Genomic DNA, 18132 nt, shown 5'->3' with positions numbered 1-18132 from the left:
CGTGTCCGGGTCTTCAGTCGCACGGAGCACGGAGGTCAGGGAGTCGACGGACGACGTGAGCTCCTCGGGTACGTCCTCCCGCCTCGCGTTCAGAGCTGCCGTCACCTCTTCAACCGCCTGCTTCTGCTCCGGCGGGGGCTCGGTCCCCTCCTCGCCGCCGGTGGTCGGACCTGACGTCCGATCAGTGGGCGACGTGTCGCTCGAACCCGTCGTATCGGTCGGAGTGGAATCGTCCGGCGCGGTCGTCGACGGAGGGGTCGATGGCGTGGAAGGGGGAGCCGTCGTCGGGGCGGACGGCGTCGCTGACGGCGTGGGCTGAGGGGGCGGTGTCGTCTGAGCGGTTGCGTAGGGCCTGTTCGCACTGTTCGTCGGGTGCGTCTGCTGCGCTGCCACCGCACCCGTCACACCGGCCGGCACCGCGAGCGCCGCGGTCAGGAGGGATACGTGGACCCTGTGGAAGGCGTACCGCCGAGTGGTTCTGGCCATGAGGGTTCCAGATGCGCTGGGCGTTGTACCGCATCAACTGTGGGCCGACCGGGGCCTGTGAATCCACTGTTAACCCGCTCCGCGCATCCCGCAATGCGAACGTCCGGCCTCGGGCGGGGTGTTGTTCCCGAGGGTTGTTCTCAGGGGTCCGTACATGGTTGGCGGTAGATGGTTGTGGGGTACAGCGGGATCCGGACAGGTGGCTCGGGCGTCTACAGGGATATGGACCTTGAGAAGCCACCGCCCAGGCAGCAGCACCCGGCGCCGGAGGGATGCCTTGCCGTCGCGATCCGGGTGCCCGTACGGATCGTGGTGCTCGTGCTGGTCGTGCCGGTGCGGATGGTGTGGGACGCGCTCGTCGTCGGCGGGCGGTTCCTGAACGACACGGTGTTCCGGCCGGTGGGCCGGGCGCTGCTGTGGCTCGGCCGGGCGGTGTTCGTGTGGCCGTTCGTGGCGCTGTGGCGGTACGTCGTCGTGCCCGTGGCCAAGGGGCTCGCCTGGCTGGGGAACGTGCTCGTCGTCATACCCCTGGTGTGGCTCTACCGGTACGTCCTGACTCCCGTCGGGCAAGCGTGCGCGTGGGTGGCGCGGGGCATCGGGGCCGGGCTGACGTGGCTGTACGCGCGCGTGCTCACTCCTCTCGGGCACGCCGTGATGTGGGTCCTCAGGGGGCTCGGCGCGGTGCTCGCCGCCGTCGGGCTCGGCGTGTTCGGCGCGGTGGCGTGGCTGGCGCGGTACCTCCTCGTCGTCCCTGCCCTGTGGGTGTACGAGTGGATCCTCACGCCGGTCGGCCATGCCGTCGCCTGGTGCGCGAAGGGCGTCGTGTGGCTCGTGAGCACCGTCGCCACCGGCATTGGTATCGCCCTGTACTGGACCGCGCGCGTGCTGTTGGTGCTGCCCGCGCTGGCCCTGTACCGGTGGATCCTCGCCCCCGTCGGCCGGGCGCTCGCCGTCGTCGGCCGGGAGATCCGGGACGCGCTCGGGCACGCCTGGCGGATCGCAGGCCGGATCTCGCTTGCCGTCGGGCGGTTCCTCGCGACCCTGGTCCGGTGGATCTTCGTCGAGCCGATGCGGTGGGCCTACCGGACCGTGCTCACGCCCATCGGGCACGTCGTCCGGGACACGGTGCTGCGGCCCGTCGCCGAGGCCGCGCGCAGCGTGGGCCGGACCACCCGGCAGGCCATCGCCTCCGCCAAAGAGTCCGTGCGACAGGCGCGCGCCGACTTCCGGCGGATGCTGTTCGGGGAGCCTCGGGAGCGTGAAGCGGTGCCAGGGCGGGAACCTCGCGGCCGCGAGACACGTACTCTTGGTAGCAGTACGACCGCTCTCACGAAGGACTGAACGACACTGGGCAAGCGACAGCCCGAAGGCCCGCCGCCCGCACCCGCGGTGCAGCGCATCCGACTGCGCTACACCAAGCGCGGCCGCCTCCGGTTCACCAGCCACCGTGACTTCCAGCGCGCCTTCGAGCGTGCGCTGCGCCGTGCCGAGGTGCCGATGGCGTACTCGGCGGGGTTCACGCCGCATCCGAAGGTGTCGTACGCCAATGCCGCACCCACCGGCACGGGCAGTGAGGCGGAGTATCTGGAGATCGCGCTCACCGTGGCGCGGGATCCCGAGAAGCTGCGGGTTCTCCTCGACGAGTCGATGCCCACCGGCCTCGACATCGTCGACGCGGTCGAGGCCCGGATCTCGGGGCTCGCCGACCGGCTCACCGCTTCCGTGTGGGAGCTGCGGCTGGACGGCGTGGAGCCGGCCGAGGCCGAGCGGGCCGTGGCGGCGTTCAACGCCGCGGAGGCGGTCGAGGTCCAGCGGATGACCAAGAACGGCGTCCGTACCTTTGACGCCCGCCCCGCTGTCGTACAACTTGAAACACAGAGTGAAACGGCTGATAGGCCGACCGACCAGCCCTGTGCGATACTGCGGCTGGTTGTTCGGCACGTGACGCCTGCCGTACGACCCGACGACGTCCTGTCCGGTCTCCGCGCCGTGGCCGACCTGGCGCCGCCGGTCCCCGCAGCGGTGACCAGGCTGGCGCAGGGGCTTTTCGATGAAGAGACAGGCACGGTGACCGACCCGCTCGCGCCCGACCGCGAGGCAGCGACGGCCCCAACCGAGGCCGAGCCCGCTGCCGCCGCGACGGCGCCGGCGTAAGGAAGGTTCCGCGTAGGGACGTACGTCGAAGCGCCGCCCTCGTACTCGGGAGCCACCTGGGTCGGGCAGCGCACCGACCACAAGACTTTCGCCAGGCCGTACGCATTCGGCGTACGGAACCGGTGAGACAGGACACAGAGAGCTCCCGTGCGGCGCCCGCGCCCCGGACGGCGGCAGTCGCGCACCGCGCGAGCCGCGGACGTCACCGGCATGCCGCCGGACCAGGCGCGGCGCCCGGGAGCCTGACGGGAGAAACGCCCGCATGCTCGAACCGACCGAACCCACCGAGGGTTCCGAACTGAACACTCCTAGCGACACCCTGCCGCCGCGCCGTCGGCGTCGTGCCGCGTCCCGCCCGGCGGGACCGCCCACGGCCGCCAACGAGACGCAGCCCGCAGAGGTCGTCGAGCCGGCCATACCGGTCGCCGATGCCGCCGATGTCGCGGCACTGACCGAAGAGGCCGAGAAGCCCGAGGACGCCATCGAGGCCGTCGTGGCCGAGGCGACTTCTGAGGCCGCCGACACCGAAGAGACCCAGGAGACCGAAGAGGCGGAGGAGACGGCACAGGCCGCCCCTGCCGGTCGTACGCGTCGGCGCGCGGTGCGTCGCGCGTCCGCGCCGACCGGATCGCCGGCGGCTGCCGAGGCCGCCGAGACCGTGGTGCCGGTGACCGCCGCCGCATCCGTCGCCGAGCAGGCGCCTGCGACCGAGAGTGCCGTGGAGGCCGAGGAGACGGCGCCGTCTCGTACGCGTCGCCGTTCGGTGCGCCGGGCGTCGGCGCCCGCCGGTGCTCCCGCGCCGACGGAGGCCGCTGAGACTGCGGTCGCCGATACGGCCGCTGAAGTGCCTGCCGCCCCGGCCGAGGACGCCGAGGAGACCGCCGAGGCCGCCCCGCGTCGTACGCGTCGGCGCGCCACGCGGCGTGTGACCGCGCCCTCCGCTGCCGACGAGGCCGCTGCCTCCGAGGTGGCCGAGGAGAGCGCCGAGGCACCCGTGAGTGCCGAGGAGACCGCCGACGCCGAGGAGACCGCCGAGGCCGCCCCGCGTCGTGCGCGTCGGCGTGCCACGCGGCGTGTGACCGCGCCGACCGGTGCCGACGAGGCTTCCGAGGTCGCCGCTGACGAGGCGCCCGTGACGTCCGGTACCGAGACCGAGGCCCCCGCTGCCGAGGCTCCCGTCGACGAGAAGGCCGCCCCGCGCCGCCGTCGCCGTGTCGTCCAGCGGGCCGCCACCGGGTTCGCGGCGCCGGCTCAGTCCGCCGCCTCCGAGTCCGACGAGGCTCCGCGCCCCGCTCGGCCCGCCGTGGCCGTGTTCCAGGCGCCCGTGTTCACCGAGCCGCAGTTCCAGACGCCCCAGCGCGCTGCCGCCGAGGCCGCCGCGGAGGCGGAGACCGAGGACGTCGAGGAGTTCCCGGAGGAGCAGGCCGGCGCGTCCAGGCGCCGTCGCCGCCGCCGTGGCGGCTACGCCGAGGAGACCGAGACCCAGAGCGTCGAGACCGCCGCCGAGGACGAGACCGAGGAAGCCGAAGAGGCGGAGGCCGAGGACGCCGCCGAGGGTGACGAGACCGAGGAGACCGGTTCGCGTCGGCGCCGTCGGCGTGGTGGCCGGCGTCGTCGTCGCGGCGAGTCCGCCGACTCCGACTCCGAGGGCGGTGACGAGGGCGAGGATGCCGCCGCCGCGCAGGCCGAGCAGGACGCCGAGGACACCGCCGAGCAGGAGGAAGAAGACGAGGACGACGCCCGGGGCGAGGACGGCGGTTCCAGCTCCAGCAGCCGTCGCCGTCGCCGCCGCCGTCGTCGCGCCGGTGACTCCGGCGTCGACTCCGAGCCCGGCGAGGGCGACCCCGAGCGCACCGTCGTCAAGGTCCGCGAGCCCCGTCCCCTGCGGGAAAAGGGTGCCGAGCCGTCCGACGAGGTGCAGTCCATCAAGGGCTCCACGCGTCTGGAGGCCAAGAAGCAGCGCCGCCGGGAAGGCCGCGAGCAGGGCCGCCGCCGCGTGCCGATCATCACCGAGGCCGAGTTCCTGGCCCGCCGTGAGGCTGTCGAGCGCGTGATGGTGGTCCGCCAGCACGGCGACCGTACGCAGATCGGTGTCCTCGAGGACAACGTGCTCGTCGAGCACTACGTCAACAAGGAGCAGTCGACCTCGTACGTCGGCAACGTCTACCTGGGCAAGGTCCAGAACGTGCTGCCGTCGATGGAGGCCGCCTTCATCGACATCGGCAAGGGGCGCAACGCCGTCCTGTACGCCGGTGAGGTCAACTTCGAGGCGCTCGGCATGGCCAACGGGCCGCGGCGCATCGAGGCCGCCCTGAAGTCCGGCCAGTCCGTCCTCGTGCAGGTCACCAAGGACCCGATCGGCCACAAGGGCGCGCGTCTGACCAGCCAGGTCTCCCTGCCGGGCCGCTACCTCGTGTACGTCCCCGAGGGCTCCATGACCGGCATCAGCCGCAAGCTGCCCGACACCGAGCGGGCGCGGCTGAAGACCATCCTCAAGAAGATCGTCCCCGAGGACGCGGGCGTCATCGTGCGCACCGCCGCCGAGGGCGCGAGCGAGGACGAGCTGCGCCGGGACGTCGAGCGGCTGCAGTCGCAGTGGGAGGACATCCAGAAGAAGGCCAAGAACGGCAACGCGCCGACGCTGCTGTACGGCGAGCCGGACATGACCGTCCGGGTCGTCCGGGACATCTTCAACGAGGACTTCTCCAAGGTCGTCGTCAGCGGTGACGAGGCCTGGCAGACCGTCCACGGGTACGTCTCGCACGTCGCGCCCGATCTGGCCGAGCGGCTCCAGAAGTGGACGTCCGAGGTCGACGTCTTCGCCACGTACCGGATCGACGAGCAGCTCGCCAAGGCGCTGGACCGCAAGGTCTGGCTGCCCAGCGGCGGTTCGCTGGTGATCGACCGGACCGAGGCGATGGTCGTCGTCGACGTCAACACCGGCAAGTTCACCGGCCAGGGCGGCAACCTGGAAGAGACCGTCACCAGGAACAACCTGGAGGCGGCCGAGGAGATCGTCCGTCAGCTGCGGCTGCGCGACCTCGGCGGCATCATCGTCATCGACTTCATCGACATGGTGCTGGAGTCCAACCGGGACCTGGTGCTGCGGCGCCTGCTGGAGTGCCTGGGCCGGGACCGTACGAAGCACCAGGTCGCGGAAGTGACCTCGCTGGGGCTCGTGCAGATGACCCGCAAGCGGGTCGGTCAGGGCCTGCTGGAGTCCTTCTCCGAGACCTGCGTCCACTGCAACGGCCGCGGTGTCATCGTGCACATGGAGCAGCCGACGGCCGTCGGTGGCGGCGGCGGTGGCAAGCGCAAGAAGCGTGCGCGTGCCGGTGCCGGTCCTGAGCACGTGCACGAGGCGTCCGTCGCCGTCGAGACGGCCGAGGAGGAGGCGGAGACCGAGGCAGAGGTCGCTGCCGAGGTCGCCGAGCCGGCCGCGCTCGCCGAGCCCGCCTACGCGCCGGACGAGGAGCTGTACAGCAGCGTCGCCGAGGCGGAGGCCGCCGTACGCGGTGGTCGTTCGCGGCGCCGTGGGGGCCGGCGGGTGTCGGCTCCGGCGGGTGCGCCGCGCAAGGCGGAGGCGGCTGGGACCGCTCAGGACGTGACCGTCGCCGAGGAGGTCGAGCGTCCGGTGCAGCCGGAGCCGGCCGCGCAGGCGAAGGCCGAGCCGGCGGCTGTGGAGGACGCGGTCGTACAGACCGAGGCCCCTGCTGCCGAGGAGGCTGCGCCCAAGGGCCGTACGCGCCGTCGCGCCACCCGCAAGGTGTCCGCGCCCGCAGGGTCGCCGGCGGGGGCCGAGGCCGCCGTGGTGACGGTCGGCGAGAGCCCGGCGGAGGCTCCGGTCGAGGCCGAGGAGGCTGTCGAGGCTCCCGCAGAGGCGGTTGCCGAGAGCGCCGCTCCGGCCCGTCCGCGGCGCCGTGCCGTGCGCAAGGCCACCGCGCCGACCGCGTCCGACGAGGCGGCCGTCCTGGTCGTCCCGGCGGCCGAGGCGCAGGCCCCGGCCGAGGAGGAGGGCGCCGAGGAGGCGGCTCCGGCCAAGAAGACGGCCCGTAAGACGGCCAAGAAGGCCACGGCGAAGAAGGCCGCCACCAAGAAGACCGCGGCCAAGAAGACGGCCGCAAAGAAGGCGACGGTCAAGAAGGCGGCGAAGACCGCCAAGACGGCCGCGGCCAAGTCGACGGCGAAGAAGACCACGGTCTCCGCCGCCACCGACGAGTGACGCTCACCGACGAGTGATGCTCACCCACCAGTGAGCTCACCAACCAGCGAGGTGCGGCCGGTCCCTGTGACCGGCCGCACTCCGTTTGGGCCCGGCCCGGTTTGACCCCCTCGGCCACCGCCCCGTAACCTTGACCGTCGGCGTGTCCGTAGATATAGGCACGCCACATCCCCGTAAACCTCATCCTCCGGAGCACACGGTGTCCCGGAGAGGCCGTCCGTCTGTCGGGTGGCTGGACTGCGGGGGTGCCGTTCCCGAGCGAGAGAGTGAGATCCGCGTGTACGCCATCGTGCGCAGCGGTGGTCGCCAGCACAAGGTTGCTGTCGGCGACATCGTTGAGGTTGACAAGATTTCCACTGCCAAGGTTGGCGACACGGTCGAGCTCTCGACCCTGCTCGTTGTCGACGGCGACGCTGTGACCAGCGACCCGTGGGTGCTGGCCGGCATCAAGGTCCAGGCCGAGGTCGTGGACCACCACAAGGGCGTCAAGATCGACATCCTTCGCTACAAGAACAAGACCGGTTACCGTCGTCGTCAGGGCCACCGCCAGCAGTACACGGCGATCAAGGTCACTGAGATCCCCGCGGCTGCGAAGTAAGGGACTGAGGAGAAATGGCACACAAGAAGGGCGCATCGTCCACCCGTAACGGTCGTGACTCCAACGCTCAGCGCCTCGGCGTGAAGCGCTTCGGCGGTCAGGTCGTCAACGCGGGCGAGATCCTGGTCCGTCAGCGCGGCACCCACTTCCACCCTGGCTCCGGCGTCGGCCGCGGCGGCGACGACACGCTGTTCGCGCTTCAGCCCGGTGCGGTGGAGTTCGGCACCAGCCGTGGCCGCAAGGTCGTGAACATCGTTCCGGTCGCCTGAGTCTTCTGACTTCACGGCTTCGACCGAACGTTTCGCGAGGCGGACCTCACTTCCCAGGTGGGAAGGCGGGTCCGCCTTTCGCGTGTTAGAGCAGAGACATACCCGTACGTTTTTGAAGTGCTGGAGGCACCCCGGATGACCACCTTCGTGGACCGCGTCGAACTGCATGTCGCCGCGGGTAACGGAGGCCACGGCTGTGCCTCCGTTCACCGTGAGAAGTTCAAGCCGCTCGGTGGGCCCGACGGCGGCAACGGCGGGCGCGGCGGGGACGTGATCCTCACCGTCGACCAGTCGGTCACCACGCTGCTCGACTACCACCACTCCCCGCACCGCTCGGCCACGAACGGCAAGCCCGGCGAGGGCGGCAACCGGTCGGGCAAGGACGGGCAGGACCTGGTGCTGCCGGTGCCCGACGGCACCGTGGTGCTGGACAAGGCGGGCAATGTGCTCGCCGACCTGGTCGGACACGGCACCTCGTACGTCGCCGCGCAGGGCGGCCGGGGCGGTCTCGGCAACGCCGCGCTGGCGTCGGCGCGACGCAAGGCGCCGGGGTTCGCGCTGCTCGGTGTGCCGGGGGACCTCCAGGACATCGTCCTCGAGCTGAAGACGGTCGCCGACGTGGCGCTGGTCGGATACCCGAGCGCCGGCAAGTCCTCGCTGATCTCCGTGCTGAGCGCCGCCAAGCCGAAGATCGCGGACTATCCCTTCACGACCCTCGTGCCGAACCTCGGCGTGGTGACGGCCGGCTCGACCGTGTACACCGTCGCCGACGTGCCGGGGCTCATTCCGGGCGCGAGCCAGGGCCGGGGCCTCGGCCTGGAGTTCCTGCGCCACGTCGAGCGGTGCAGCGTGCTCGTGCACGTCCTGGACACCGCGACGCTGGAGTCCGACCGCGACCCCGTGTCCGACCTGGACATCATCGAGGCGGAGCTGCGGGAGTACGGCGGGCTGGACAACCGGCCCCGCATCGTCGTCCTGAACAAGATCGACGTACCGGACGGCAAGGACCTCGCCGAGATGGTGCGGCCGGACCTGGAAGCTCGGGGATACCGGGTCTTCGAGGTGTCGGCGGTGGCGCACATGGGGCTGAAGGAGCTGTCGTTCGCGCTGGCCGACATGGTGGCCCAGGCGCGGGCCGCGAAGCCGAAGGAAGAGGCGACGCGGATCGTGATCCGGCCCAAGGCGGTCGACGACGCCGGGTTCACCGTGACGCGCGAGGAGGCCGGCGGGGAGCTGGTGTTCCGGGTGCGGGGCGAGAAGCCCGAGCGCTGGGTGCGCCAGACCGACTTCAACAACGACGAGGCGGTCGGGTACCTCGCCGACCGGCTCAACCGGCTCGGTGTCGAGGACGAGTTGATGAAGGCGGGCGCCCGCTCCGGGGACGGCGTCGCCATCGGACCCGAGGACAACGCGGTCGTCTTCGACTGGGAGCCGACCCTGATGGCCGGGGCCGAGATGCTGGGCCGCCGTGGCGAGGACCACCGCTTCGAGGCGCCGAGGCCTGCGGCGCAGCGGCGGCGGGACAAGGACGCCGAACGGGATGAGGCGGCGCAGGAGTTCGACGACTTCAAGCCGTTCTGAGGCAAGCCGGGCTGAGGGGGCGGGCCTTCTCGGTTAACGACAGGGAAACTCGCAACGCACCTCAGGGCAACCCCCACCCTCCGCCGTGAGTCGTACTGGTCGGCGTGGAGAGATCTTGGCGCTTCGTCGGGGTCTCTCCACCCTCAACCGCCGTCCAGATTCCCGGAGATGACGTGCCCTCGCCCTCGCACCGCCGCCGCCTCCTCGCCCCCTGCGTCGCTCTCGCCGCCGGCCTCCTGACGTTCCCCGCCCTGGACTTGGGCGCCGAAGCCGCGGCCGATACCAAGCCGCTGCACGACGACTTCAACGGCGACGGCTACTCCGACCTCGCCGTCGCGGCGCCCGAGGCGATCGTCGACGGGAAGTCGAAGGCCGGATACGTCGCCGTGCTGTACGGGTCGGCGAGTGGGCTGAAGACCGCCTCCAAGCAGGTCGTCAGCCAGAACACCCCGGGCGTCACCGACTCCGCCGAGACCGATGACCGGTTCGGCAGCGCTGTGAGCAGCGCCGACCTCGACCGGGACGGGTACTCGGATCTCGTCGTCGGCGTCGCGGGTGAGGACTCGGTCGAAGGGGGCGCCGAGACCGGGCTCGTGCAGGTGGTGTGGGGCGGGCCGAAGGGGCTGTCGGGCGGGGCGCCGCTGGCGTACGGGCATCACACCTACGACCGGCTCAGCGACCAGGGGCAGCTCACCCTCGGCGATGTGAACGGGGACGGGGCGACGGACCTCGTCGTCGTGGAGAGCCTGTACAAACTGCGGGTCGTCAAGGGCCCCTTCGGGCGGGACGGGTCCGCGAGCGGCGGGGAGCAGATCCTCGTCGACGACTCCGACCCCCGCTTCCTGGACCTGGCCACCGGCGACGTCGACGGCGACGGCATCGACGACGTCGTCGGGACCATGCACGACGGCGACGAGTACGACGCCCGCCGCGTCACGTACTGGCGGGGCACGCCGGACGGGCTCGCCGAGGGGATCGTGCTCCGCGACAGCAGGGACTGGCGAGTGCAGGGCGGCGAGTCCCTCGACCTCGGTGACGTGAACGGGGACGGCTACGAGGACATCGTCGTGGGCCGGCCCGTCGACGGCTACGACAGCGACCTCGACACCCCGATCCCCAAGGGCGGCCGGGTCGCCTTCATACCGGGCTCCGCGCACGGGCCGGTCGGCACGAAGGTGACGTACGTCAACCAGGACAGCGCCCAAGTGCCGGGCGCCGCCGAGCGCGGCGACGGGTTCGGCTCCGACATCTCGGTCGGCGACGTCGACGGCGACGGGTACGCCGACATCTCCAAGGGCGTGCCCGGCGAGGACTTCGACGGGCTGAGCAACGCGGGCGGCGCCGTCGTACTGCGCGGCGGCGCGAGCGGTCCGACCGGCGCCGGCGCCAAGGGCGTCAACCAGAGCACCGCCGGCGTGCCGGGCGCGGCGGAGACCGACGACGCCTTCGGCCGCACCACCCACCTTGTGGACGCGAACCACGACGGCCGCGCGGAACTCGTCGTCGGCGCGCCGGGGGAGAACGCGAACGCCGGATCCGTCTGGGTGTTCAGGTCCACCTCGGCCGGCATCACCCCGACCGGCTCGTTCACCTTCGGGGCCGGGACCCTCGGCACGGTCGCGGCGAACGCGAAGCTGGGCTCCGGGTTCAATCACTGACCGAGGGCGATTCACCGACTGACCGACCGACAGACCCGTTGCGGCAAAGGCGCGTTGCCGTGCTCGCAGCGGGTCTTCTGTTGTCTCCCTAGTTGTCATGCACGCGAAGCTCGCAGTTCAGCGGACGGGCCGCCCTCGGGCGTGAGCATCCGAAGTGTCCAAGAGGCCAGCGAGGCAAGGGAGTTCGCCGATGACCGGAGAGTACAGGTCCGTGTCCCCCGACCGACGCCGTTTCCTGACCGCCGGAGCCGCCGTGCTCGGCGCCGCGGCCTCCGCCCAGCTGTGGCTGCCGACCTCCGCCCGAGCAGCCGAAACCCCGCTGCCCGACGGTGTGTTCAGCCTCGGCGTGGCGTCCGGCGACCCGCTGCCCGACGGCATCGTGCTGTGGACGCGGCTCGCCCCCGACCCCTTCAACGGCGGTGGGATGCCCGACGCCGTCGTCCCGGTCGAGTGGGAGCTCGCCGAGGACGAGCGGTTCCGCAAACCGGTGCGCCGCGGTGTCGCCCAGGCCCGGCCCGAGCTGGGGCACAGCGTTCACGTGGATGTACGGCGGCTGCGCCCGGGCCGTACGTACTGGTACCGCTTCCGCGCCGGCGGCCAGATCTCGCCGACCGGCCGCACCCGCACCTCGCCGCACCCCCACAGCTCCGGCGGCCGGCTGCGCATGGCGCTGGCCTCCTGCCAGAACTGGCAGCACGGCTACTTCACGCCGTACGCCGACATGCTGGACCAGGACCCCGACTTCGTCCTGTTCGTCGGCGACTACATCTACGAGTCGACGCCGTCGTCGACGGGCGTGCGCCGGCACGAGGGCACGGGTGAGCCGTACAGCCTGGTCCAGTACCGCAACCGGTACGCCCAGTACCGCACCGACCCGGACCTCGCGGCGATGCACGCGAACGCGCCCTTCGTGGTCACCTTCGACGACCACGAGATCGACAACGACTTCGCCGGCGAGATCCCGCAGGACCCGGACAAGCAGTCGCACGACGCCTTCGTGGCCCGGCTGACCGCCGGCTACCAGGCGTACTACGAGCACATGCCGGTCCGGGCGAGCGCCATCCCGAACGGCCCGCACATCCAGATGTACCGCCGTCTGGAGTTCGGCCGCCTGGCCCGGCTCAGCGTCCTGGACACCCGCCAGTACCGCAGCGACCAGGCCACCAGCCAGGCGGGCGCCCAGGACCCCACGCTCACCATGCTCGGCGCCGAGCAGAAGGAGTGGCTGATCGACGGGCTGCGGCACTCGCCGGCCCGCTGGAACATGATCGGCTCGCAGATCATGATGGCCGAGACCGACCTCCAGGTCGGCCCCGGCAAGCTCTGGTTCTACGACGCCTGGGACGGCTACCAGGCCGAGCGCAACGAGCTGATGGAGGAGCTGAGGCACGTCCGCAACCCGGTCGTCCTCACCGGCGACCGCCATCTGACGATGATCAGCGACCTCAAGGAGGACTACGCCGACCCGGACTCCGACATCGTCGGCGCCGAGTTCGTCGGTACGTCCATCTCCAGCAACGGCGACCAGGATCAGGCCGCGTTCCACAAGGAGTGGGACCCGCGCCTGCCGGACAACCCGCACTGGAAGCTGCTCGACGCCCACCGCGGCTACCACCTCTTCGACGTCCGCCGTGACGGCATCGACGCGCAGGTCAGGGTCGTGGACACGGTACGCAGCCAGACGGCGACCCCGAGCACGCTGGCACGGCTGCGGGTCGAGGCGGGGCGGCCGGGCGTCGAGGTCGTGTAGCGGCCGTACGGCCTGATCGGGGCCTGGGACTCAGCTCCGTCCCAGGTCCCTCTCAGTGCGCTCTCAGCAGGCTCTCTTACCGTCCTCTGACCATGGAGACGGACTGTACGAGAGATGAACGCAGGGGCAACGGTGGCGTCATTGCCCCGCTGCCGACCGGCACCCGCCTGCTGCACATCGGCCCCCACAAGACCGGCACCACCTCGATCCAGGGCGCGATGTTCGCGGCCAGGGACGACATGGCACGCCACGGGGTCGAGTGGCCGGCGCCCACCCGGCACCCCATGGAGGCGGTCCTGGCCGCCTGTGCCCGCACCGGCATGCTGGGCGACACCCCGCCCACCGAGCGGCACTGGGAACGGCTGCTTGAGCGGGTGCGCGCCACGGGCCGGCGTACGTCCGTGCTCAGCAGCGAGTTCTTCGCCGACGCGCCCGACGACGACACCATCGCGCGGATCGTCGAGCAGCTCGGCGGCATGGGGGTCCCCCCTGCTCGAGCGGAGTCGAGAGCTTGGGGGACCGTGCACGTCCTGGTCACGCTGCGCCCCCTCGCGCGGATCATGCCCTCGCAGTGGCAGCAGTACGTACAGAACGGCCTGCGCATGGGCTACGAGGACTGGCTGGAGCACCTGCTCAGAAAGCCGCCGTACGAGAAGCCCAACCCCAGCTTCTGGCGCCGGCACCGGCACGACCGGCTGGTCGAGCGGTGGGCCCGGGTGGTCGGAGCGGAGCGGGTCACCGTCGTCGTGGTGGACGACGGTGACCGGGAGGGGTTGATGCGCACCTTCGAGGCGCTGCTCGGGCTGCCGGAAGGTCTGCTGCGCCTCGTTCCGGACGCGGCGAATCGTTCGCTCACCCTCGCCGAGACCGAAATGCTGCGGAATCTTAATAGGGAATTCCGCGCCAATGAACTGCCCGAGGAGCTGTATTCACAGCTCGTCCGGAACGGCGCCGTGATGCATATGAAGAACACGTGCGCTCCAGGTCCCGGCGATGTGAAGATCTGCACCCCGCAGTGGGCCGTCGAGGCCGCCGCTGAGATCGGTGCGGAGATGGCGGAGCGTATCGGGGTGATGGGCGTGCGAGTCCTCGGCGACATGCGCCTTTTGTCCGCCGTACCGAAGCCCGCGACCCGTACCGAGGCACCGCCGCGCATCGCCCCCGAGGCCGCCGCGCAGGCGCTGTACGGAGCCCTCGCCGCGGCCGCCGCCGCGCCCGTACGGCACACCGCGCCCGCCAAGTCGCGCACGGTTCACCAGACGTCGTCGGGAGAGCTCGTGCGGGTACTCGGACATCGCTGCCTGAAACGGCTGCGACTTCGCTGATCCTCGGCCGCAACCTGTGCGGTTACTCACAGCAATTACCAGGAACCTCCGGAGGGCTTCTCGGCAATGACCATGCGTACAAGGTGAATGACAGGTTGCGCGCACATATGCAGCCGGGGACGCTCACCTTGCACTGCGGTAACCACAAGTGGGACCATTTCCAGGTTCCCAGTCGCCACAAGGTAGGTCACAGGTGTCCCAGCACATAGCCAAGCCCCGTACCACCGCAGTGATCCTGGCCGGTGGTACCGGTCAGCGCGTGGGTCTGTCGATCCCCAAGCAGCTGCTGAAGATCGCCGGCAAGGCAGTCATCGAGCACACCCTGACCACCTTCGAGAAGGCCGACTCGATCGACGACGTCATCGTGCTGATGGCGCCCGGCTATGTGCCGGACATCGAGAAGATCGTCGCCAAGGCCGGGTTCGCGAAGGTCAAGAAAATCATCGAGGGCGGCTCGACGCGAAACGAGACGACCGAGCGGGCCATCGAGGCTCTCGGTGAGGGCCTGGCCGAGGGCGAGGACCTGAACGTCCTGTTCCACGACGCCGTCCGCCCGCTGCTGTCACAGCGCGTGATCGATGACTGTGTCGTGGCGTTGGAGCGCTTCCAGGCCGTCGACGTCGCCATCCCGTCCGCGGACACCATCATCGTCACGCGCACGCACGGCGAGGACGGCGAGTTCATCACCGAGATCCCGGACCGCTCCCGGCTGCGCCGCGGCCAGACGCCGCAGGCCTTCAAGCTGTCCACGATCAAGCGGGCCTACGGGGTCGCCGCCGGTGACCCCAACTTCCAGGCCACGGACGACTGCTCCGTCGTGCTCAAGTACCTGCCGGACGTGCCGATCCACGTCGTCGCGGGCGACGAGTACAACATGAAGGTCACCCAGCCCGTCGACGTCTTCATCGCCGACAAGCTCTTCCAACTGGCCTCCACCGCCACGCCCGAGCAGGTCTCCGAGGAGACCTACCGCGAGCTGCTGACCGGCAAGACGGTCGTCGTCTTCGGCGGCAGCTACGGCATCGGCAAGGACATCGCCGAACTGGCCGAGTCCTACGGCTCCAAGGTGTACGCGCTGGGCCGCTCCACCACCGGCACGCACGTCGAGAACCCGGAGGAGGTCGACGACGCGCTGTCCAAGGCGTACGCGGAGACCGGCCGGATCGACTACGTCGTCAACACCGCCGGTGTGCTGCGCATCGGCAAGCTGGCCGAGACCGACAACGCCACCATCGAGGAGGCGCTGAAGGTCAACTACCTGGCCCCGGTGCAGATCGCGCGGTCCTCGTACAAGTACCTGTCCGAGACCAACGGCCAGCTGCTGCTGTACACCTCCAGCAGCTACACCCGCGGCCGCGCCGAGTACAGCCTGTACTCCTCGACCAAGGCCGCCATGGTGAACCTCACCCAGGCCCTGTCCGACGAGTGGGCCGGTGACGGCATTCGGGTGAACTGCATCAACCCGGAGCGCACCGCCACCCCGATGCGCACCAAGGCCTTCGGCCAGGAGCCCTCGGGCAGCCTGCTCTCCTCCGAGGCGGTCGCCCGTACGTCCCTCGACGTGCTGCTCTCCGAGCTGACCGGCCATGTCATCGACGTCCGCCAGCAGGACCCGACGGCGTCCGCGGGCCAGGCCTCCGGCTTCGAGCAGGCGCTGGCCAGTGTGCTGGACCGCCAGGACGGCATGGCATAATCAAGATTCAATAGCCTTATGGAATTCAGGCCTCTGCGTTTCTTCGTTCACGAAGAATTCACAGGGGCCTGAGTCCTTCACCCCTTCACTCTGCACCACTTCAGACCGGCCCCTCTCCCTGAGCAGGTTCTCCGTGATAACCACCGCTATTCGCGTCGCCCGGGTGGGCAGCGCGGCCGAGCTGGCCGCGGCGGCCCTCATGATGCTGGGCTTCCCGGCACTCATGCTGGCCGCGCTCGTCCCGAGCGTTCCCGCCTTCGCGGCCGCGGCCGCCGTGACGTACCTGGCGGACCACTATCTGCACCGCAAGGGCAGCTATCTGGTCAACCGCCTGAGCAAGGTGCGGGCAGGTCTGTCGATCCGTTTCCTGATCAGGCAGCTGCTGCTGATCCTGCTGCTGGCCCGGCTCGGCCTCGCGGACGACCTGATCTACTACGGCGCGATCGCCTGCTTCATCGCCTTCTACGGCCTTCAGGCTCCGCACGGCGCGCTGGTCACCCTGATCCGCAACCGCCGCCGTATGCCGGTCGCCACCCGCAACGTCGACCTCGCCTCGCGCATCCGCATCCCGGACGCCCCGCCGCGGCGGCTGATGCACCGCTCCGCCGAGAAGATGCTGCACCTCGACCTCGCGGCCGTCGTCGGCATTCTCGTCTCGGCCTCCCTGGAGTCGGCCGTCGCCGGCTTCATCGGCATCGGGATCACGGTGGGCCTGGGCTGCCTGTACGTGCTCGCGCTCGTCCCGTACGTGCGCGGCGCGAAGGTCCCCCCGAACGCGGAGAAGGTCCTGGCCGCCGTCGACGACTGGCTGGCCGAGTACCGGCCCGAGACGGTGCTGTACTTCTCCGGCTCCAAGGACTCCGCGTACCAGCTCAACATGTGGCTGGAGACCATGGAGCAGCTGGACTCGAAGCCGCTGATCATCCTGCGCGAGCGGGTCATCCTCAACAACATGGCGGCCACCACGGTCCCCGTCATCTGTGTGCCCGGCGGTGTGCACCTGATGAACCTGGACCTGACCAACGTGCGCGTCGCCCTGTACGCGGCGAACGTCGGCAAGAACATCCACCTGCTGCGCGTCCCCACCATGAAGCACGTCTTCATCGGCCACGGCGACAGCGACAAGCTGGCCAGCGTCAACCCGTACAGCAAGGTCTACGACGAGGTGTGGACCGCCGGCCGCGCGGGCCGTGACCGCTACGCCATCGCCGACGTCGGCGTCCGCGACGACGACATCGTCGAGGTCGGCCGCCCGCAGCTGGCGCCGATCCAAGGCTGGAGCGGAGTCCCCGAGGGCCGGATCCCGACGGTTCTCTACGCCCCGACCTGGGAGGGCTGGGACGGCAACCCCGGCAACACCTCGATCGTGCTGGCCGGCGAGAACATCGTGAACCAGCTGGTCAAGGCCGACCCGCCGGTCCGCGTCCTGTACAAGCCGCACCCCTTCACCGGCACCGTCAGCAAGGAGGCCGGCGCCGCGCACCGCCGGATCACCGCCCTGGTCGAGCAGGCCGCCGCCGAGCGCGTCACCGACCCGCGCTTCCTGGCCGACGCCGTCGCGCAGACCCTCGCCAAGGCCGAGCTGACCCGGATCGAGGCCCGTCTCGCCGAGCTGTCCGGCAAGGGCAATGGCAAGGGCAAGGGCAAGGGCAACGGCAAGGGGGGCGACGAGGCCGAAGCCACCCGTGACGGCCTGGTCGACATCGCCCGGCACGAGGAGGTCGCCCGGCTGCGCGCCGAGTGGAACACCGAGTACTGGCGTTCCTTCGGCAGCCACGAGCACCGCGTCATCACGGGCGCCGAGCCGCGTCTGTACGACTGCTTCAACGTCTCCGACGCGATGGTCTCCGACATCTCCAGCGTGGTCTCGGACTTCATCGCCAGCGGCAAGCCGTACGCCGTCACGGACTCCGCCGAGCTGGGCGTGGAGGAGTTCAAGCGGGCGAACACCGCGGTGCGCGCGGCGACGATCCTGTCCAACAGCGCGGCCGAGCTGGGCGAGCTGCTGGACGCCGTACGCGACCCGGCGGCCGACCCGCTGGCCGAGGACCGCGGCGACCTCAAGCGGTACCTGCTGGGACCGGACGAGCCGACGTCCATCGAGCAGTTCAACACCGCGGTGTCGAACCTCGCGATCAAGGCCGAGACCCGCAATGTCGGCCAGGAGTCACGGGCGGCGGCCCTGCCCGAGCAGCGGGTTTCGGTGGCCGGGGACGACCTGACGGCCTGACCCGCACAACGCACGAACGGCTCGGCCCCCGAGGAGCGAATCCTCGGGGGCCGAGCCGTTTTCTGACGTGCCGTTCGCACTGCTCTCGTGGGCCTCTTACGTTGCCCGAATACCGTGAGTCCATGTCAGTTCGCGATGTGAACTGGCTCACCAAATCAGGCCTTTG

The 18132-nt window shown here is 70.5% G+C and carries 11 protein-coding genes; all 11 read left to right on the top strand.

What is annotated here, in order from left to right:
* Positions 1-708 precede the first annotated feature (708 nt).
* The 11 genes from OG254_RS16925 to OG254_RS16875 all read left to right on the top strand — a co-directional run bounded on the left by OG254_RS16925 (position 709) and on the right by OG254_RS16875 (position 17966).
* Complete coding sequence (locus OG254_RS16925) at positions 709-1827, top strand: hypothetical protein (protein WP_405582592.1); 1119 nt, start codon at positions 709-711, stop codon at positions 1825-1827.
* 48 nt (positions 1828-1875) lie between these two features.
* Positions 1876-2640: a TIGR03936 family radical SAM-associated protein gene (locus tag OG254_RS16920; RefSeq protein ID WP_405582589.1), complete on the top strand. Its 765-nt coding sequence runs from the start codon at positions 1876-1878 to the stop codon at positions 2638-2640.
* Positions 2641-2902: 262 nt separating this feature from the next.
* The gene (locus OG254_RS16915; RefSeq protein WP_405582586.1) at positions 2903-6862 is read left to right on the top strand and encodes a ribonuclease E/G; all 3960 of its coding nucleotides are present in this window, start codon (positions 2903-2905) and stop codon (positions 6860-6862) included.
* A gap of 277 nt (positions 6863-7139) precedes the next feature.
* A complete protein-coding gene (rplU, locus tag OG254_RS16910) occupies positions 7140-7460 on the top strand; it encodes a 50S ribosomal protein L21 (protein ID WP_007381993.1) in 321 nt (106 codons plus the stop codon).
* 14 nt (positions 7461-7474) lie between these two features.
* On the top strand, positions 7475-7729 hold the full coding sequence (rpmA, locus tag OG254_RS16905; RefSeq protein WP_007492765.1) for a 50S ribosomal protein L27: 255 nt from the start codon (positions 7475-7477) through the stop codon (positions 7727-7729).
* 135 nt (positions 7730-7864) lie between these two features.
* Positions 7865-9310 carry a GTPase ObgE gene (obgE, locus tag OG254_RS16900; RefSeq protein ID WP_405595036.1) on the top strand — a complete coding sequence of 482 codons (1446 nt, stop codon included), beginning with the start codon at positions 7865-7867 and terminating at the stop codon, positions 9308-9310.
* Positions 9311-9483: 173 nt separating this feature from the next.
* Positions 9484-10968 (top strand): FG-GAP repeat protein, encoded by a 1485-nt coding sequence (locus tag OG254_RS16895; protein ID WP_405582583.1) that lies wholly within the window; start codon positions 9484-9486, stop codon positions 10966-10968.
* A gap of 190 nt (positions 10969-11158) precedes the next feature.
* Complete coding sequence (locus OG254_RS16890) at positions 11159-12718, top strand: alkaline phosphatase D family protein (RefSeq protein WP_405582581.1); 1560 nt, start codon at positions 11159-11161, stop codon at positions 12716-12718.
* Between the two features lie 92 nt (positions 12719-12810).
* Positions 12811-14043, top strand: a complete 1233-nt coding sequence (locus OG254_RS16885) for a hypothetical protein (protein WP_405582579.1) — start codon at positions 12811-12813, stop codon at positions 14041-14043.
* 193 nt (positions 14044-14236) lie between these two features.
* A complete protein-coding gene (locus OG254_RS16880; RefSeq protein ID WP_405582577.1) occupies positions 14237-15736 on the top strand; it encodes an SDR family NAD(P)-dependent oxidoreductase in 1500 nt (499 codons plus the stop codon).
* 133 nt (positions 15737-15869) lie between these two features.
* Complete coding sequence (locus tag OG254_RS16875) at positions 15870-17966, top strand: hypothetical protein (protein WP_405582575.1); 2097 nt, start codon at positions 15870-15872, stop codon at positions 17964-17966.
* The last annotated feature ends 166 nt before the right edge of the window (positions 17967-18132 follow it).

It is taken from the genome of Streptomyces sp. NBC_01092 (genome assembly GCF_045039535.1).
Lineage (GTDB): Bacteria > Actinomycetota > Actinomycetes > Streptomycetales > Streptomycetaceae > Streptomyces.
Note: the sequence above shows the minus strand (reverse complement) of the source record. Positions and strands in the feature narration are given on the sequence as shown.

What these genes read in the sequence shown, in the direction of transcription:
- OG254_RS16890 (WP_405582581.1), top strand. Translation starts at nt 11,159, where the DNA reads ATGACCGGAGAGTACAGGTCCGTGTCCCCCGACCGACGCCGTTTCCTG.
- OG254_RS16925 (WP_405582592.1), top strand. Translation starts at nt 709, where the DNA reads ATGGACCTTGAGAAGCCACCGCCCAGGCAGCAGCACCCGGCGCCGGAG.
- obgE (WP_405595036.1), top strand. Translation starts at nt 7,865, where the DNA reads ATGACCACCTTCGTGGACCGCGTCGAACTGCATGTCGCCGCGGGTAAC.
- OG254_RS16915 (WP_405582586.1), top strand. Translation starts at nt 2,903, where the DNA reads ATGCTCGAACCGACCGAACCCACCGAGGGTTCCGAACTGAACACTCCT.
- OG254_RS16885 (WP_405582579.1), top strand. Translation starts at nt 12,811, where the DNA reads ATGGAGACGGACTGTACGAGAGATGAACGCAGGGGCAACGGTGGCGTC.
- rpmA (WP_007492765.1), top strand. Translation starts at nt 7,475, where the DNA reads ATGGCACACAAGAAGGGCGCATCGTCCACCCGTAACGGTCGTGACTCC.